General features: G+C 68.7%; 13 protein-coding genes. 6 read left to right on the plus strand and 7 right to left on the minus strand.

Translation table 11 applies throughout. The features are described from left to right. Positions 1–72 precede the first annotated feature (72 nt). Positions 73–1,809: a ubiquinone-dependent pyruvate dehydrogenase gene (gene poxB / locus ACOJTB_RS03730; RefSeq protein ID WP_420101176.1), complete on the plus strand. Its 1,737-nt coding sequence runs from the start codon at positions 73–75 to the stop codon at positions 1,807–1,809. Between the two features lie 88 nt (positions 1,810–1,897). Then, positions 1,898–2,422: a cupin domain-containing protein gene (locus tag ACOJTB_RS03735; protein ID WP_420101177.1), complete on the plus strand. Its 525-nt coding sequence runs from the start codon at positions 1,898–1,900 to the stop codon at positions 2,420–2,422. 47 nt (positions 2,423–2,469) lie between these two features. On the opposite strand, the gene ACOJTB_RS03740 is transcribed toward ACOJTB_RS03735, so the two are convergent. Then, a complete protein-coding gene (locus ACOJTB_RS03740; protein ID WP_420101178.1) occupies positions 2,470–3,327 on the minus strand; it encodes a DMT family transporter in 858 nt (285 codons plus the stop codon). Positions 3,328–3,447: 120 nt separating this feature from the next. On the opposite strand from ACOJTB_RS03740, the gene ACOJTB_RS03745 reads away from it, so the two are divergent. Both ACOJTB_RS03745 and hemC read left to right on the plus strand, forming a co-directional pair. Next, a complete protein-coding gene (locus ACOJTB_RS03745) occupies positions 3,448–4,941 on the plus strand; it encodes an aminotransferase-like domain-containing protein (protein ID WP_420101179.1) in 1,494 nt (497 codons plus the stop codon). Positions 4,942–4,945: 4 nt separating this feature from the next. Then, positions 4,946–5,884, plus strand: a complete 939-nt coding sequence (gene hemC / locus ACOJTB_RS03750) for a hydroxymethylbilane synthase (protein WP_420101180.1) — start codon at positions 4,946–4,948, stop codon at positions 5,882–5,884. Between the two features lie 115 nt (positions 5,885–5,999). Here the strand turns inward: hemC and ACOJTB_RS03755 are convergent, their stop codons facing one another. From ACOJTB_RS03755 to ACOJTB_RS03765, 3 genes are all read right to left on the minus strand, one after another. Next, complete coding sequence (locus ACOJTB_RS03755; RefSeq protein ID WP_420101181.1) at positions 6,000–6,206, minus strand: hypothetical protein; 207 nt, start codon at positions 6,204–6,206, stop codon at positions 6,000–6,002. 238 nt (positions 6,207–6,444) lie between these two features. Beyond that, the gene (locus ACOJTB_RS03760) at positions 6,445–6,735 is read right to left on the minus strand and encodes a hypothetical protein (RefSeq protein ID WP_420101182.1); all 291 of its coding nucleotides are present in this window, start codon (positions 6,733–6,735) and stop codon (positions 6,445–6,447) included. 77 nt (positions 6,736–6,812) lie between these two features. Continuing rightward, on the minus strand, positions 6,813–7,922 hold the full coding sequence (locus ACOJTB_RS03765; RefSeq protein WP_420101183.1) for a DNA topoisomerase IB: 1,110 nt from the start codon (positions 7,920–7,922) through the stop codon (positions 6,813–6,815). Between the two features lie 181 nt (positions 7,923–8,103). Here ACOJTB_RS03765 and ACOJTB_RS03770 point away from each other — a divergent pair, with 181 nt between their 5' ends. Further along, a complete protein-coding gene (locus tag ACOJTB_RS03770) occupies positions 8,104–9,084 on the plus strand; it encodes a succinylglutamate desuccinylase/aspartoacylase family protein (RefSeq protein WP_420101184.1) in 981 nt (326 codons plus the stop codon). 22 nt (positions 9,085–9,106) lie between these two features. Here the strand turns inward: ACOJTB_RS03770 and ACOJTB_RS03775 are convergent, their stop codons facing one another. The 3 genes from ACOJTB_RS03775 to ACOJTB_RS03785 form a co-directional block, all read right to left on the minus strand. Further along, positions 9,107–9,466: a hypothetical protein gene (locus ACOJTB_RS03775; protein ID WP_420101185.1), complete on the minus strand. Its 360-nt coding sequence runs from the start codon at positions 9,464–9,466 to the stop codon at positions 9,107–9,109. Between the two features lie 114 nt (positions 9,467–9,580). After that, positions 9,581–11,593: an acetyl/propionyl/methylcrotonyl-CoA carboxylase subunit alpha gene (locus tag ACOJTB_RS03780; protein ID WP_420101186.1), complete on the minus strand. Its 2,013-nt coding sequence runs from the start codon at positions 11,591–11,593 to the stop codon at positions 9,581–9,583. A gap of 7 nt (positions 11,594–11,600) precedes the next feature. Further along, positions 11,601–13,157 (minus strand): acyl-CoA carboxylase subunit beta, encoded by a 1,557-nt coding sequence (locus tag ACOJTB_RS03785; RefSeq protein ID WP_465248395.1) that lies wholly within the window; start codon positions 13,155–13,157, stop codon positions 11,601–11,603. 249 nt (positions 13,158–13,406) lie between these two features. Between ACOJTB_RS03785 and ACOJTB_RS03790 the strand changes: the two genes are divergently transcribed. Further along, the gene (locus tag ACOJTB_RS03790) at positions 13,407–14,585 is read left to right on the plus strand and encodes an acyl-CoA dehydrogenase family protein (RefSeq protein ID WP_420101188.1); all 1,179 of its coding nucleotides are present in this window, start codon (positions 13,407–13,409) and stop codon (positions 14,583–14,585) included. The last annotated feature ends 86 nt before the right edge of the window (positions 14,586–14,671 follow it).

Below are 14,671 nucleotides of genomic sequence, written 5' to 3' on the forward strand. Positions count from 1 at the left end.
TTTGCCGTTGGGACGAGCCCGCTTGCAGGGCTTTGGCGGCATCGAACGCGAAGCCAGATCGAGAGATGAACGATGAGCACGCAGACTGTCGCTGATCTGATCGTGGACATTCTGGAGCAGGCCGGGATCGGCCGGATTTACGGTCTCGTCGGCGACAGCCTGAATGGGCTGACGGAGGCCCTGCGACGAAAGGGCGGCATCGACTGGGTCCATGTCAGGCATGAGGAGGTGGCAGCCTTCGCCGCCGCCGGCGAGGCGCAGATCACCGGTGCGCTCGCCGTCTGCGCCGGTTCCTGCGGGCCGGGCAACCTGCATCTCATCAATGGTCTGTTCGATGCCCAGCGCAGCCGCACCCCGGTGCTCGCCATCGCGGCGCAGATCCCTTCGGCCGAGATCGGCGGCGGCTATTTCCAGGAGACCCATCCGCAGAATCTCTTCCGCGAATGCAGCGTCTATTGCGAGATGGTCTCCGACCCGAGCCAGATGCCGTTCGTGCTCGAAAACGCGATCAGGGCGGCCGTCGGCGAACGCGGCGTGGCCGTGGTGGTTATTCCCGGTGACATTGCGCTGAAGCCCGCGCCGCAGCGCGCGCCCTCGCAGCCTGCAGGGCTTCTGCCGCCTGCACCTGTGGTCGTGCCCGGCGAGGCGGAGCTTCGGGCGCTAGCCGCCAGGCTGAACGCGGCCGAGCGTGTCACCCTGTTCTGCGGGCGCGGCTGCGCCGGGGCCCATGCGCAACTGCTCGCCCTGGCCGGAGCGCTGAAGGCGCCCATCGTGCACGCGCTGGGCGGCAAGGATCATGTCGAATTCGACAATCCCTACGATGTCGGCATGACCGGCCTCATCGGCTTCGCCTCCGGCTATCAGGCGATGCATGCCAGCGACATGCTGCTGATGCTCGGGACGGATTTCCCCTACAAGCAGTTCTTCCCGGAGGATGTGGCGATCGCACAGATCGACATCCGGGCCTCCCAGCTGGGGCGGCGCTGCAAGCTCGATCTGGGGCTCGTCGGGGATGTCGGGGCGACGATCGCGGCGCTGCTGCCGCATGTCGCCGAAAAGACCGATCGCACCCATCTCGAGGAAAGCCTGGCTGCCTATCGCAAATCGCGCGAGGGGCTCGATGCGCTGGCGAAAGGCACGCCGGGCCGCAAGCCGATCCACCCGCAATATGTCGCCAAGCTCGTCAGCGACCTCGCCAGCGAGGACGCGGTTTTCACCTGCGATGTCGGCACGCCGACCATCTGGGCGGCACGCTACCTCGCCATGAACGGCAAGCGTCGCCTGGTGGGCTCCTTCGTCCATGGCTCGATGGCCAACGCCATGCCGCAGGCGCTCGGCATCCAGGCAGCGCACCCTGGGCGGCAGGTCGTTTCGCTCTCCGGCGATGGCGGCTTTACCATGCTCATGGGCGACCTGATCACGCTGAAGCAGGAAAACCTGCCGGTGAAGATCGTCGTGTTCAACAACGGCACGCTCGGTTTCGTCGCGTTGGAGATGAAGGCGGCTGGCTTCGTCGAAGTCGGCACGCGGCTCGACAATCCCGATTTCGCCGCCATGGCGCGTGCCGTCGGCATTCACGGCGTCCGCGCCGAGGATCCCGGCGATCTGGAAGGCGCGATCGCCGAGGTGCTGGCCCATGACGGACCGGCGCTGCTGGATGTGGTCACGGCGACGCAGGAGCTGTCCATGCCGCCGACGATCTCGCTGGAGCAGGCCAAGGGCTTTGGCCTCTGGGCCCTGCGTGCGGTGATGAGCGGGCGCGGCGACGAGGTGATCGACCTCGCCAAACAGAACCTCCTGCCGCGCTGAGCGCCGGCGTCATCGTCGCGTTCCGGCGCCGCCTCTTTACGGAGCGGCGCGATCGGGTCGAGGATGGCGGCGACGAAGGAGACGCCCGATGTGCGGCAACGGTGACAGCCACGATCACGATCATGCTCACGACCATCCGCCTCAGGAGGGCGAGCCGCGGTGGAAACATGACGGCGTGCGCGTCATCAAGGGCGACAGGCTCGACTCCAACACGGCGCAGACCCCCGGCATGTTCCGGCAGGCGGCGATCAACCATGCCCGCGTCGGTGCCCAGAAGATCTGGGCCGGCACGGTTTCGATCCAGCCCGACGCCAAGACCGGCGTGCATCATCACGGGCCTCTGGAGAGCGTGATCTATGTCGTGCGCGGCCGGGCGCGGCTGCGCTGGGGCGAGAAACTTGAATTCGTCGCCGAGGCCGATCCGGGCGATTTCATCTATGTGCCGCCTTACGTCCCGCATCAGGAGATCAACGCCAAGCCCGACGAGGTGCTGGAATGCGTCCTCGTCCGCTCCGACAACGAGGCGGTGGTGGTGAACATCACCGATGTCGATCCCGTCGAGAAACCGGAATCGGTCTACTGGGTCGACCCGATCCACAAGCATCCGGGCTGACGGCCGGTTGTTCCGCCCTGCCGTCGAGCGAACGGTCGGGATCGCCCTCAGGCGAAGCGCTTGGCCCCCGCGACGCTCAGCACCACGAGGCCCGTCGCCGCGATCATCGTCCAGGCGATCGGCTCGCCCAGGATCAGCCCGGCGAGCAGCAGCCCGAGAAAGGGCTGCAGCAATTGCAGCTGCCCGACGCCGGCGATGCCGCCGAGCGCCAGCCCGCGATACCAGAAGACGAAACCGACCAGCATGCTGAACACCGAGACATAGGCGAGCCCAAGCCAGGCGGGCAGGCCGATCCCGCCGAAAGAGGCGGGCCATTGCCACATCGCCAGCCCCGCCATCAGCGGCAGCGACAGCAACAGCGCCCAGGAAATGACCTGCCAGCCGCCGAGCTTGCGCGAGAGTGTCGCCCCCTCAGCATAGCCGAGCCCGCAGAGCAGGATTGCGCCCAGCATCAGCAGATCCCCCGCCAGCGAGCCGGCTTCGCTCTGCACCAGCGCGAAGCCCGCGACCGTGCCGCTGCCGAGCAGGGAAAACAGCCAGAAGGCGGGTCGCGGCCGCTCCCCGCCGCGCAGCACCCCGAACACCGCCGTGCCCAGCGGCAGCAGGCCGATGAACACGATCGAGCGCGCTGCCGTGATGTGCTGCAGGGCGAGCGCCGTCAGCAGCGGAAAACCGATGACGACGCCCAGCGAGACGATGGCGAGCGGGATCAGGTCCTGTCTCTCGGGCCGCCTCTGACGCAGCAGCGCAAGACAGGCGACCCCGAGCAGCGCCGCGATCACCGCCCGCGCCGAGGTCAGGAACAGCGGCGAGAAGCCCGCTACGCCCAGCCGCGTCGCCGGCAGCGAGCCGCTGAAGATCACGACGCCGATGAAACCGCTGACCCAGCCTCGTCCTGAACGCACGCTGCGACCTTTCGAAAAGAAGCGCCGACCCTGCCGGAGGCAAGAGTGCCGCGACAGGGACAATTCCGCACGGTTGATGCAAACTGTATGGTGACGCCAACCAGACAATCGGGACCAGGGATGACCCGTCTCCGCCGCAGCCGCACCGAGCAGGCCATGGCCGCGATCAAGGCGCGCGCGGTAGCGCGGGGGGCCGGCGCCGGGGAGCGCCTGCCCTCGATCCGGCGCCTCGCAGCCACCTTGGAGCTTTCGCCCTCGACGGTGGCCGAGGCCTATGACCGGCTGGTGGCGGAAGGTTTCGTCCGCGCCCGGCCCGGCGCCGGCTATTACCTGACCGGCCGCGCCGGGCCGACGGTGCCACTGGGTGCCGCCGCCGCTCCCGAGGCCCGCGCGGTCGATCCTTTCTGGGTCTCGCGCCAGTCCCTCGATGCGTCGGACGCCATGCTGAAGCCGGGCTGCGGCTGGCTGCCGGCCGGGTGGATGCCGCATGAGGGGTTGCGCCGCGCCTTGCGGACGCTGTCGCGGGCGGATGACGCGCTGCTGGCCGATTACGGCAGCACCCGCGGCTCGTCGGCCTTGCGCGGGCTGTTGCTCGGGCGCTTTGCCGAAGAGGGGCTGGAGCTGGCGCCGGACCAGCTCGTTCTCACCGGCTCCGGCACGCAGGCGCTCGATCTGGTCTGCCGGCTGCTGCTGCGGCCGGGCGATGCGGTGCTGATCGACGATCCCTGCTATTTCAATTTCCAGGCCCTGCTGCGGGCCCATGGCGCCCGTGTCGTCGGCGTGCCCTATGCGGAGACGGGACCGGATCCCGCCGCCTTCGAGGCCGTGGTCGCGCGGGAAAAGCCGCGCCTCTATCTGACCAATGCCGCGCTTCACAACCCGACCGGCGCGACGCTCTCGCCGAGCCGGGCGCATCGCATCCTCGCCATCGCTGCTCGGCACGATCTGACCATCGTCGAGGACGAGATCTTCGCCGATTTCGAGCCGGAGCCTTCGGCGCGGCTGGCGCTGCTGGACGGGCTCGACCGCGTCATTCGCATCGGCAGCTTTTCCAAGACGCTCTCGGCCTCGGTGCGTTGCGGCTATGTCGCGGCCCGGCCCGACCTCGTCGAGGCCGTCGTCGATCTCCAGATCGCCACGAATTTCGGCGGGCCGAGCCCGGTGGCGGCGGGGCTGGTGGCTAAGCTTCTCGCCGGCGGCGGCTATCGCAAGCATCTCGAGCAGGTGAGGCGGCGGCTCGCGGGCACCCGCCGCGAGGTGGCGGAACGGCTGGGGACGCTCGGCATCCGGCCATGGCTGATGCCGCGCGGCGGCTTCTATCTCTGGTGCGCGCTGCCGGGCGGGCTGGATGCGGCGCAGCTCTCGAAGCTGGCGCTGGCCGAGGGCGTGGTGCTGGCGCCGGGCAATGTCTTCAGCGCCAGCCAGACCGCCGGCGCGATGATGCGTTTCAACGTCTCGCAGATGGCGGACCGCAGGATCGACGCGGTGCTCGCCGGCGCTCTGGAGGTCCTGCGGCGACACGGCCCTCCGGCGCACTCGTCAGGCCCCGCGCTGGCTGATATAGCCGGCGGCACACCGGCCCTCGCGGGCACGGAATCGGTGCGAAAGTTGTGAGAGCATGCATCTGAGGATCGGCACCCGCCGCAGCCCGCTGGCGATGGCCCAGACCCATCACGTGATGGAGCTGATCAAGGCACGGTTTCCGGACACGGAGTTCACCCTCCACCAGATCCAGACCATCGCCGACAAGGACCGCAAATCCGAATTCCACGAATTCGGCATGGTCGGCGTCTTCGCGATCGAGCACGAGCAGCAACTGGTCACGCGAGAGGTCGATTTCGTCGTCCATTCGCTGAAGGATTTGCCGACGACGCTGCATGAGGGGCTGGTTCTGGCCTCGGTGCCGCCGCGCGAGGACGCCCGCGACGGACTCTGCGGCGCCACCCTGGCGACGCTGCGCGAGGGCGCCCGCGTCGGCACCGGTTCGCTGCGCCGCCGCGCCCAGATCCTTAGCCTGCGCCGCGACGTCACCGTCGTGCCGATCCGCGGCAATGTCGGGCCGCGCCTGGCCAAGATCGACGGCGAGGACGGACTGGACGCCGTGATCCTGGCCCATGCCGGGTTGCGCCGCCTCGGCATGGATGGCGCGACCTCCGAGGTGCTCGACCCGCTGAAGTTTCCCTATGCCGTCGGACAGGGTGCGCTGGGGCTCGAGGCGCGCGCCGAGGACGAGGCGGTGATTGCGGTGCTCAAGGCGATCGAATGCCCCAAGGCGCGCGCCGAGGTCGAGGCCGAGCGGGCGATGATGCATGCGCTCGGCGCCGGCTGCAGCCTGCCGGTGGGCGCCTTCGCCGACTGGCAGGATGGGCGCCTGTCGCTCTTCGCCCAGATCACCTCCATCGACGGCGCCGAAACGGTCACGGCGACGGCCGAGGGCGATCCGGCGGATGCTGCCGGGATCGGCCTCGCGGCTGCGGAGATCCTGAAGCAGCGCGGCGGCGGCCGTATCCTGGAAAGCAGCTTCCGCGGTCATTACCCCAGCTTCAAGGCGCTCTGAACGCGCGGCAGGACTGCCGTCGAGCGATGTAAAAAGGCCCGGCCTCCGCGAGGGGGACCGGGCCTTTTGATGACCACCGCCGCATGCTGCGGGTGGCCGCTTTCCGGTGCCGGCCTCAAAGGGCCTGCACGATCTCCCGGTTCTGCGCCGCGAACAGCGTCGCCTCCTTGCGGAACAGCATCCAGGCCGGCTGCTCGGCCGGGGCGTCATAGTCCTGCATCGGTATCGTGAAGCTCGCGCTCTCATCGGCGGGCTTATCGGGATCGAGCCGCGCCGCCCGGCACATCGCCCGGGCGATCCGCTTGATACGATCTTCGTCCATATCCCTCTCCACGGGCGTCTCAGCGTCGTCCGGCACCCTGCGCATCCCGGTGGATGCGGTTCCCTGGTCCGGAGCGGTGGGGAAACGCCGTCGTGCCCGAGTCGGTTCCGCGCCAGAAAGACAATATTTTCCTGAAAGAAATCAGGATATTGGCGCGCGGACGACGACGGAGATGGCTATTCCAGAAGTCAAGACCGCAATGGCTGTGCGAGCCGCTTCGCGCCGGGCCGGAGTGCCGTCAGACCTTTGGCGGCAGCGAGCCGCGATCGAAAACCGGCACGCTGTCGCGCCGTCCTGCAGGGTCGGCCCCGGTCGGAATGTCCTCCGCTGCCTGGCGGACGGCTTCCTCGGATTCGGTCAACCCGTCCTCGGTGTCGTTGGCGTCGCTGCCGGCGTCATGGATATTGGTCAGGTCGCTGACGCGGCGGGTATCGGGCATGTCGGCGGTGATCTCGGCCTCGTAGAGGCTGACCGAAGCGGTGTCGTCGCCGGTTTCGGCCTTGTCGCGCTGGGGTTCGCGGGGGTCCATGGGATCGTCTCCTTGTTGCGGATGGGCGTCGCTGCCCGGTCGGGAGAGCAAGCGCCGCGCGCGGCGATTGTTCCCGCTCAGGCCGCGAGCAACGCCAGCGCGCGCTCGATCCGCGAGCAGCGACCGCTGGCGCGCACGCGGGCATAGCTGCGCTGCAGCCGCCCGCTGGCATAGGCCTCGACCACGATGGCGTGGACATAGCTCTTGCGGACCACGGCCGGGGTGTTGGCCAGCCGCTCCGAGATCTGCCGCATGATATCGGCGAGCTGGCGCTTCTTGCCGGTCTCGCTCACGACCTCCTCGGCCGCCAGCAGCAGCTCGGCGGCGGCGGCGTTGGCCGCGAGCATCCGCAGATCCTTGCAACTGATCGGCAGGCCACTGACGCGCTTCAGATAATCGTTGATATCCGAAGCGTGGATCGGCGCGGCCGTTCCGTCGTCGCGCCGATACTGCATCAGGCGCTGGCCGGGCAAAGTGGCGATGCGGGCGATGGCGCGCGCCAGGGCCGCATCGGTCAGCGAGCAGGCGACGTCCTTGCTGCTCTTGCCGCGAAACTGCAGCGCGATCGTGCTGCCGGAGAGGGTGACATGCCGCTTCAGCAGCGTGGAGGCGCCATGGCTGCCATTGGTCCTGGCATAGGTCTCGTTGCCGACCCGGATATGGCAGCGGTCGATGATCGCCGCCGCGCAGGCCAAAGTCTTGTCCCGGGTGAGGCTGCGCGCCTTGAGATCGACGGCGATCTGCGCCCTGAGTTTGGGCAGCGCCGCGATCAGCTGGGCGAGGCGCTTGAGCTTTCGCCGCTCGCGCACCTTCTCCCAGTCGGGGTGGTAGCGATGCTGCGTGCGCCCGGCCTCGTCCCGTCCGATCGCCTGCAGATGCGTGCGCGGATCGGCCGAAATGCGAACATCCTGATAGGCGGGCGGGATGGCCAGAGAGCGGATCCGTGCGAGCGTGTCCTCATCGGTGATCTTGCGGCCTTCCGCATCGCGATAGCCGAAGAAGCGGCCATGGCGAATGCGGGTGATGGTCAGGTCCTCTGGCCTCGCCCGCCGGAGCCGCTGGGCGGTAGCCGGCTTCGCAACCGTCGCTGCGCGCTTCCGGCGCGAAGCCGTTGCGCCGACCGCGCCCGCAAGCTTCGCCGCGGCGCGTTGGACGGAGATCGGTTCGATGGCAGCAGATGCGCTCATGGCGGCGGCTCGCAAAGGGGGCTGGCGGACCAATGCGGTGCAGAGGGCGTTGGTTCCACAAGGAACGGGCGGTCCTCGTCCAGCCCTGCTTGCCCGCCGCCGGCGCAAGGGCCATCCTCGCGAGATGCCCGCGAGGATGCTCCGGTCCAGGGGTGCCGGGCCATCCCCCGAGACGGTTGACATGATGCTCGCAGAAAAGCTCTCCGGCACGCCTTCAGACGCGGACGATCCTCCGCTCGAAACCATCGGCTTCCATGGGCTAAAAGCCGGGCCGAAGCTGCTCGTCATGGGGGCCGTCCACGGCAACGAGACCTGCGGGCCGCAGGCGATCGCCCGGGTGATCGCGGATTGCCGGGAGGGCCGCGTCCGCATCGCGCGCGGGGAGGTCACCTTCCTGCCGGTCGCCAATCCGAAGGCCTATCGGCAGAACACCCGCGAGGGCGACCGCAATCTCAACCGCGACCTTCGCGAGCGGCCGCAACCGGTCGACAACGAGGACCGCATCGGCAACCGCCTCACCGCCATCCTGCGCGCGCATGACGCGCTGCTGGATGTGCATTCCTTCAGCGGGGAGGGCGTGCCCTTCGTCTTCTTCGGTCCGGACGACAATCGCGGCGCTCTGGAGCCGTTCCGGCATGCGGCCGCCGAGATGGAATTTGCCGGCGCGCTCGGCGTCGAGCTGATGATCCATGGCTGGCTGGACATCTATGTCCGGCTGATCGCGGCGCGCGAGAGGCTCGATCTGCCGCGCCTGGCGGTCACCGAGGGCTTCGGCACGACGGAGTTCATGCGGTTCGCCGGCGGCTATGGCGTGACGCTCGAATGCGGCCGTCACGACGATCCCGTCTCGGTCGATGTGGGCTATGCGGCGATCCGCAACGTGCTCGCCCATTGCGGCCTGACCGACGAGGACCCACCGCGAGCGGAGCGGAGGACCGTGGTCCACATGGACGACCTCGTGATCTGCGAGGCGCAAGGGGATCGTCTCGAAGGGAGCTGGCGCACGGGCGACCGCGTGGCGAAGGGCACGCCCATCGCCCGCCGGGCGGATGGAACCGTCGTGCCGATGCCGCGCGACGGCTTCATCATCTTCCCCAACCCCACGGCGCATCCGGGGGAGGGCATCTGCTATCTGGGAACGGAAAGCGCCCGCCGCCGCTGAGGCTGCGGGCGCCGGACCGGGCTTACTGTACAGCGCCGCGCTTGACGCCGAAGCCCGGAATGTCGCAGCGGCAGGGCGAGCCGCGCTGGATCGGCGGAGCAGGGCAGGTGCCGCGGCTTGTCACGCACATCGCGCCCCGCGGGGCCGGATCATAGCCGCGATCCGGGCGACCGTAATCGGGTCGGCGATAGCCGTCGTCGTAACGCGGCCGGCGATACTCGTCCTCGTAGCGCGGCGGCGGGGGGCGGCGCTCGTAACGGTAATCGTCGTCGTAGCGCGGCGCCGGCGGCCGGTAGGGGTCGTAATACTGCGCGCCGGCCGGCATGGACGCCAGAACCGTGGCGCCCGCCAGCACGGCGAGGGTGAGTTTCCTGAGCGACATCCTGTCCTTCCCGTGCATGGCCCGGCCAACCGAGCGAGATTCGGCGCCATCATGGAGGCGCCAAGATGAACAAGGGCTGATGATGGCCTTGGGTTCCGTTGCGTGACGAGGATTTTACCCCGCCGCGCCCGCCGTCTCGTCTGATGCCAGCGTGAGGATGAGATCGCCGGCCGCGACCGTCGCGCCCGCTTTCGTCGCCACGCGCGAGACGACCCCGTCGATCGGGCTCTTGATCTCCATGAACAGCTTCATCGACTCCAGCACGGCGACGACCTGTCCTGCCGCGACACGCTCGCCTTCCGATACGGACAGGGCGGCGATGGTGCCCGGCATCGCGGCGCGCAGTGCATCGCCGCCGGCCCCGCCCGCCGCCCGGCCGGCGGCGGCCGCCGCCACGGCGAGGGCGATCCCGATAGAGCCCTCGAAGGCGCCGAAACGAAGAAAGACGCCGTGATCCTCGACCTGCGCCAGCGCGGGCAGGGCGCGACCATCCAGCGTCACTCTCCAATCGGCACCACCGCCTTGCCGCTCGGCGCCGACGAGGATCTCTCCCGCCGCCCCGCAAATGCTCCAGAGACCACCGCCGAGATCGGCGGCGGCGATGCGCCGGGTCTCGCCGGCCCCCGTCAGCGCCAGATGGCTGGTGCCGGGCCGCCCCGCCGGCGCCAGCAGGCGAAACCCGCCGAGCCCGCCCCAGGGGCCTGCCACGATCGCCGGCCGTGACGCGAGCCAGATCGCGGCCGCGACCGCATCGCGCTGGGCCGGATCGGTGGCCGGCCCGCCCCAGCCCCGCGGCCAGGTCGCGCCGATGAACAATGTCGTCGCCTCGCCGGCGACGAAGGCCGGCGCGCGCAGCGCCTCGACCAGGAAGGGCCTGATCGTCGCCGGCCCCAGAACCGTCATGCGCTCCAGCCCATCGGCGAGCCTGCGCCGCGCCTCGTCCCGATCCCGTCCATGGGCGATGATCTTTGCGAGCATCGAATCGTAGAAGGGCGAAACCACGCTGCCCATTTCCACGCCGGTGTCGACACGCAGCCCGGCCGGCTCCCGCCACAAGCGGATGGCGCCTGTGTCGGGCCGGAAGCCCTCATCGGCCCGCTCGGCCGTCAGCCTCGCCTCGATGGCATGGCCGGTGCAGACGATCTCCTCCTGCCGCGCCGGAAGGCTCTCGCCGGCGGCGATCCGGATCTGCCATTCGACCAGATCGAGCCCGGTGATCGCCTCCGTCACCGGATGCTCGACCTGCAGCCGCGTGTTCATCTCGAGGAAGAACACCTCCTGCGTCGCCGCATCGACGAGGAACTCGACGGTGCCGAGATTGTCGTAGGCGATGGCGCGCGCGAGCGTCAGCGCATGGGCATGCAGCGCCGCGCGCGTCTCGGGCCTCAGATTCGGCGCCGGCGCTTCCTCGATGAGCTTCTGGTTCGCCCGCTGCACCGAGCAGTCGCGCTCGAACAGATGCACGATGGTGCCGTGGCGGTCTCCGGCCACCTGCACCTCGACATGGCGCGGCTGGCCGACGAACTTTTCGATGAGGAGGCGCCCGTCTCCGAAAGCCGCTTCCGCCTCCCGGCTCGCCGTCGTGATCGCGGCGTTGAGATCGGCCTCGCTCTTCACCTTGCGGATGCCCTTGCCGCCGCCGCCGGCCGAGGCCTTGACCATCACCGGCAGGCCGATGCGCAGCGCCTCGCGCCTCAGCGTCTCCGGCGATTGGTCGGCACCGTCATAGCCGGGCACGCCGGGCACGCCCGCCTCCCGCGCGATCTGCTTGGAGCGGATCTTGTCGCCCATCGCCTCGATCGCCGCTGAGGAGGGGCCTATGAAGGCGATGCCCTCGGCCTGGCAGGCGGCGATGAGGTCGAGCCGTTCGGAGAGAAAGCCGTAGCCGGGATGGATCGCCTGCGCGCCTGTCGTCAGCGCCGCCTCGATAATCCGGTCGGCTCGCAGATAGGAGTCCCGCGCCGGCGAGGGGCCGATCCGGACGGCCTCGTCGGCCAGTTGCACATGCGGCGCATTCGCATCTGCGTCCGAATACACCGCGATGCTGCGAATGCCGAGCCTGCGGCAGGTGCGGATGATCCGACAGGCGATTTCGCCGCGATTGGCGATGAGGATGGTGGAGAACATGCTGGGCTCACATCCTGTACACGGGCCGCGGATTCCTATCCCGGGGCTCGCCGGCGGCGAGGGCGAGGCACAGGCCGAGCACGTCGCGGGTCTGGGCGGGCTCGATGATGCCGTCGTCCCAGAGCCGCGCGGTGGCATAATAAGGGTCGCTCTGCTCCTCGAACTGCGCCCGCGTCCTGGCATCGAGCGCGGCGAGGACGGCTTCGTCCCCAGCACCCTTCAGCGACTGGCGGCGCAGCTCGGTCACCACGGTTGCCGCCACCTCCGGGCTCATCGTCGCGATGCGGGCATTGGGCCAGGAGAACAGGAAACGCGGCCGAAAGCCCCGCCCGCACATGCCGTAATTGCCGGCGCCATAGGAGCCGCCGATCAGCACGGTGTATTTCGGCACCCGCGCATTCGAGACAGCATAGACCAGCTTGGCCGAATGCTTGGCGATGCCGCCACGCTCGGCCTGCGTGCCCACCATGAAGCCGGTGATGTTCTGCAGGAAGAGCAGCGGGATCTGGCGCTGGTCGCAAAGCTCGATGAAATGCGCGCCCTTGATCGCGCTTTCCGAAAACAGCACGCCGTTATTGGCGAGGATGCCGACCGGATAGCCGTGGATATGGGCGAAGCCGGTGACCAGCGTCGCCCCGTAATCCGGCTTGAACTCGCTGAAGGCGCTGGCATCGATCATGCGGCCGATCACGTACCGCACATCATAGGGCCGGCGCAGGTCGGTCGGCACGATGTCGACCAGCTCGGCCGGGTCGAGCTTCGGCGCGGCGGGCGCCTGCGGCGGCGGCGCGATCTGGCCGATGGCACCGAGAGCGCCGACGATCTCGCGCAGCTTGGCGAGGCCCTCCATCTCGCTCGGCACGATATGGTCGCTGACGCCGGAGACCAGCGTCTGCATCTCCGCCCCGCCCAGCGTCTCGCCATCGACCTCCTCGCGGATCGCCGCCTTCACGATCGGCGGACCGCCGAGATGGATGCGGCCTGTGCCTTTCACCATGATCACCTGGTCGGCGAGCGCCGGGATATAGGCCCCGCCCGCCGTCGCCGCCCCGAAGACGATGGCGAGCTGCGGGATGCCTGCTGCCGACATCCGGCACTGGTTGTAGAAGGAGCCGCCGAAATGGTCGCGGTCCGGAAAGACCCGGTCCTGCTCGGGCAGGAAGGCGCCGCCGCAATCGACGAGATAGAGGCAGGGCAGGCGATGCTCCTCGGCGATCTCCTGTGCCCGCAGATGCTTGCGCACGGTCTCGGCGAAGAAGGAGCCGCCCTTCACCGTCGCGTCATTGGCGATCAGCATGCAGGCCCGGCCGGCGACGATGCCGATCCCGGTCACGATTCCGGCTCCGGGCACCTCGCCGCCATAGAGCCCATGCGCCGCCAGCGGCGACAATTCGAGAAAGGGCGTCTGGGGATCGACCAGGAGGTCGATCCGCTCGCGCACCATGATCTTGCCGCGTGCCTCGTGCCGGGCGCGGAGCTTGTCCCCGCCGCCCTGAGCGATGAGGCCATGCTTCTCGCGCAGCGTCGCGATCATCTCCGCGAGCGGGGGATGGGATGGAGTCATCGTTGCCGCGGTATCCGTCATGCCGATTGGCCCCATCGAGTTCGGCTCAGCCCTCATCCTCAGGAGCGATCGCAGATCGCGTGTCGAAGGATACTCCAGAGCGCGCTGGACCGTCCTTCGACACGCCGCTTCGCGGCTCCTCAGGATGAGGGCTGAGGAGAAGGCGACCGGCTTGATCGCATCGCCGATTTCACCTACCGTCCGGTAGGTAGTCCGATCGCAGCGCTGCGGTCAAGCAGGAGGAACGCCATGTCGGCCGTCGAGAAGCTCGCGGGCGAGAGCCCCCGCCGCTCGCCCTATTTCACCGAGGAGCACGAGGCGCTGCGCGATCAGGTGCGTCGCTTCGTCGAGACCGAGATCAAGCCGCACGCCTCGCAGTGGGAGGAGGACGGCTTCGTCCCGCGCGCGGTGCTGCGTCGCATGGGCGAGCTCGGCTTCTTCGGCATCCGCTACCCCGCCGAATATGGCGGCTCGGAGATGGACACGCTGGCGACCGTGATCCTGGCGGAAGAACTCGGCCGCTCGACCTTTTCGGGCGTGGCGATCACCGCCCTCGTCCACACCGACATGGCCTCGGTCCACATCGCCAATGCCGGCACCAAGGCGCAGAAGGACGCCTATCTTCCCGGCGTCATCGCGGGCGAGAAGATCGTCGCGGTCGCCGTCACCGAGCCCGATGCCGGCTCGGACGTGAAGGGGATCCGCACCACGGCCCGGCGCGAGGGCGATCATTACGTGCTGAACGGCGCCAAGATGTTCATCACCAACGGCGTCCATGCCGATCTCTACTGCGTCGCCGCCAAGACCGACCTGTCCGCCAGGCCCTCGCAATCGGTCTCGATTTTCCTCGTCGAGAAGGGCACGCCCGGCTTTTCGGTCTCCCGCGCGCTCGACAAGCATGGCTGGCGCTCATCCGACACCGCCGAGCTCTCCTTCGTCGATTGCCGCGTGCCGGCGCAGAACCTGCTGGGGCAGGAAGGGCGCGGATTCTACGCGATCATGAGCAATTTCCAGAACGAGCGCACCGTGATCGGCGCCATGGCGATCGGTGAGGCCCAGGCCGCCATCGACCTGACGCTGGATTATGTGAAGACGCGCAAGGCCTTCGGCGCGCCGCTCTGGGAGAAGCAAGCCATCCGCCAGCGCCTCGCCGACCTTGCCGGCAAGGTCGAGGCCGGCCGCCAGCTGGTCTATCACGCCGCCTGGCTCGACGCTCAGGGTTTCGACGCGACTCGCGAAGTCTCGATGGTGAAGGCCTATTGCGGCGAACTGGTCAACGAGGTGATGTATGATTGCCTGCAGTTCCATGGCGGCATGGGCTATATGCGCGAAAGCACCATCGAGCGCATGACCCGCGACGCCCGCGTCCAGTCGATCGGCGGCGGCGCCACCGAAGTGATGCTGGAAGAGGTGGCGAAGCGGCTGTGAGGACTCTCGCCTGTCATTCCGGGGCGCGCCGAAGGTGCGAACCCGGAACCCTCGACCGGGTGAGCGGCGTCCGTTCAACTGCGTTC

The organism is Allobosea sp., assembly GCF_048595345.1.
In the GTDB taxonomy this organism is placed as follows: Bacteria; Pseudomonadota; Alphaproteobacteria; order Rhizobiales; family Beijerinckiaceae; genus Allobosea.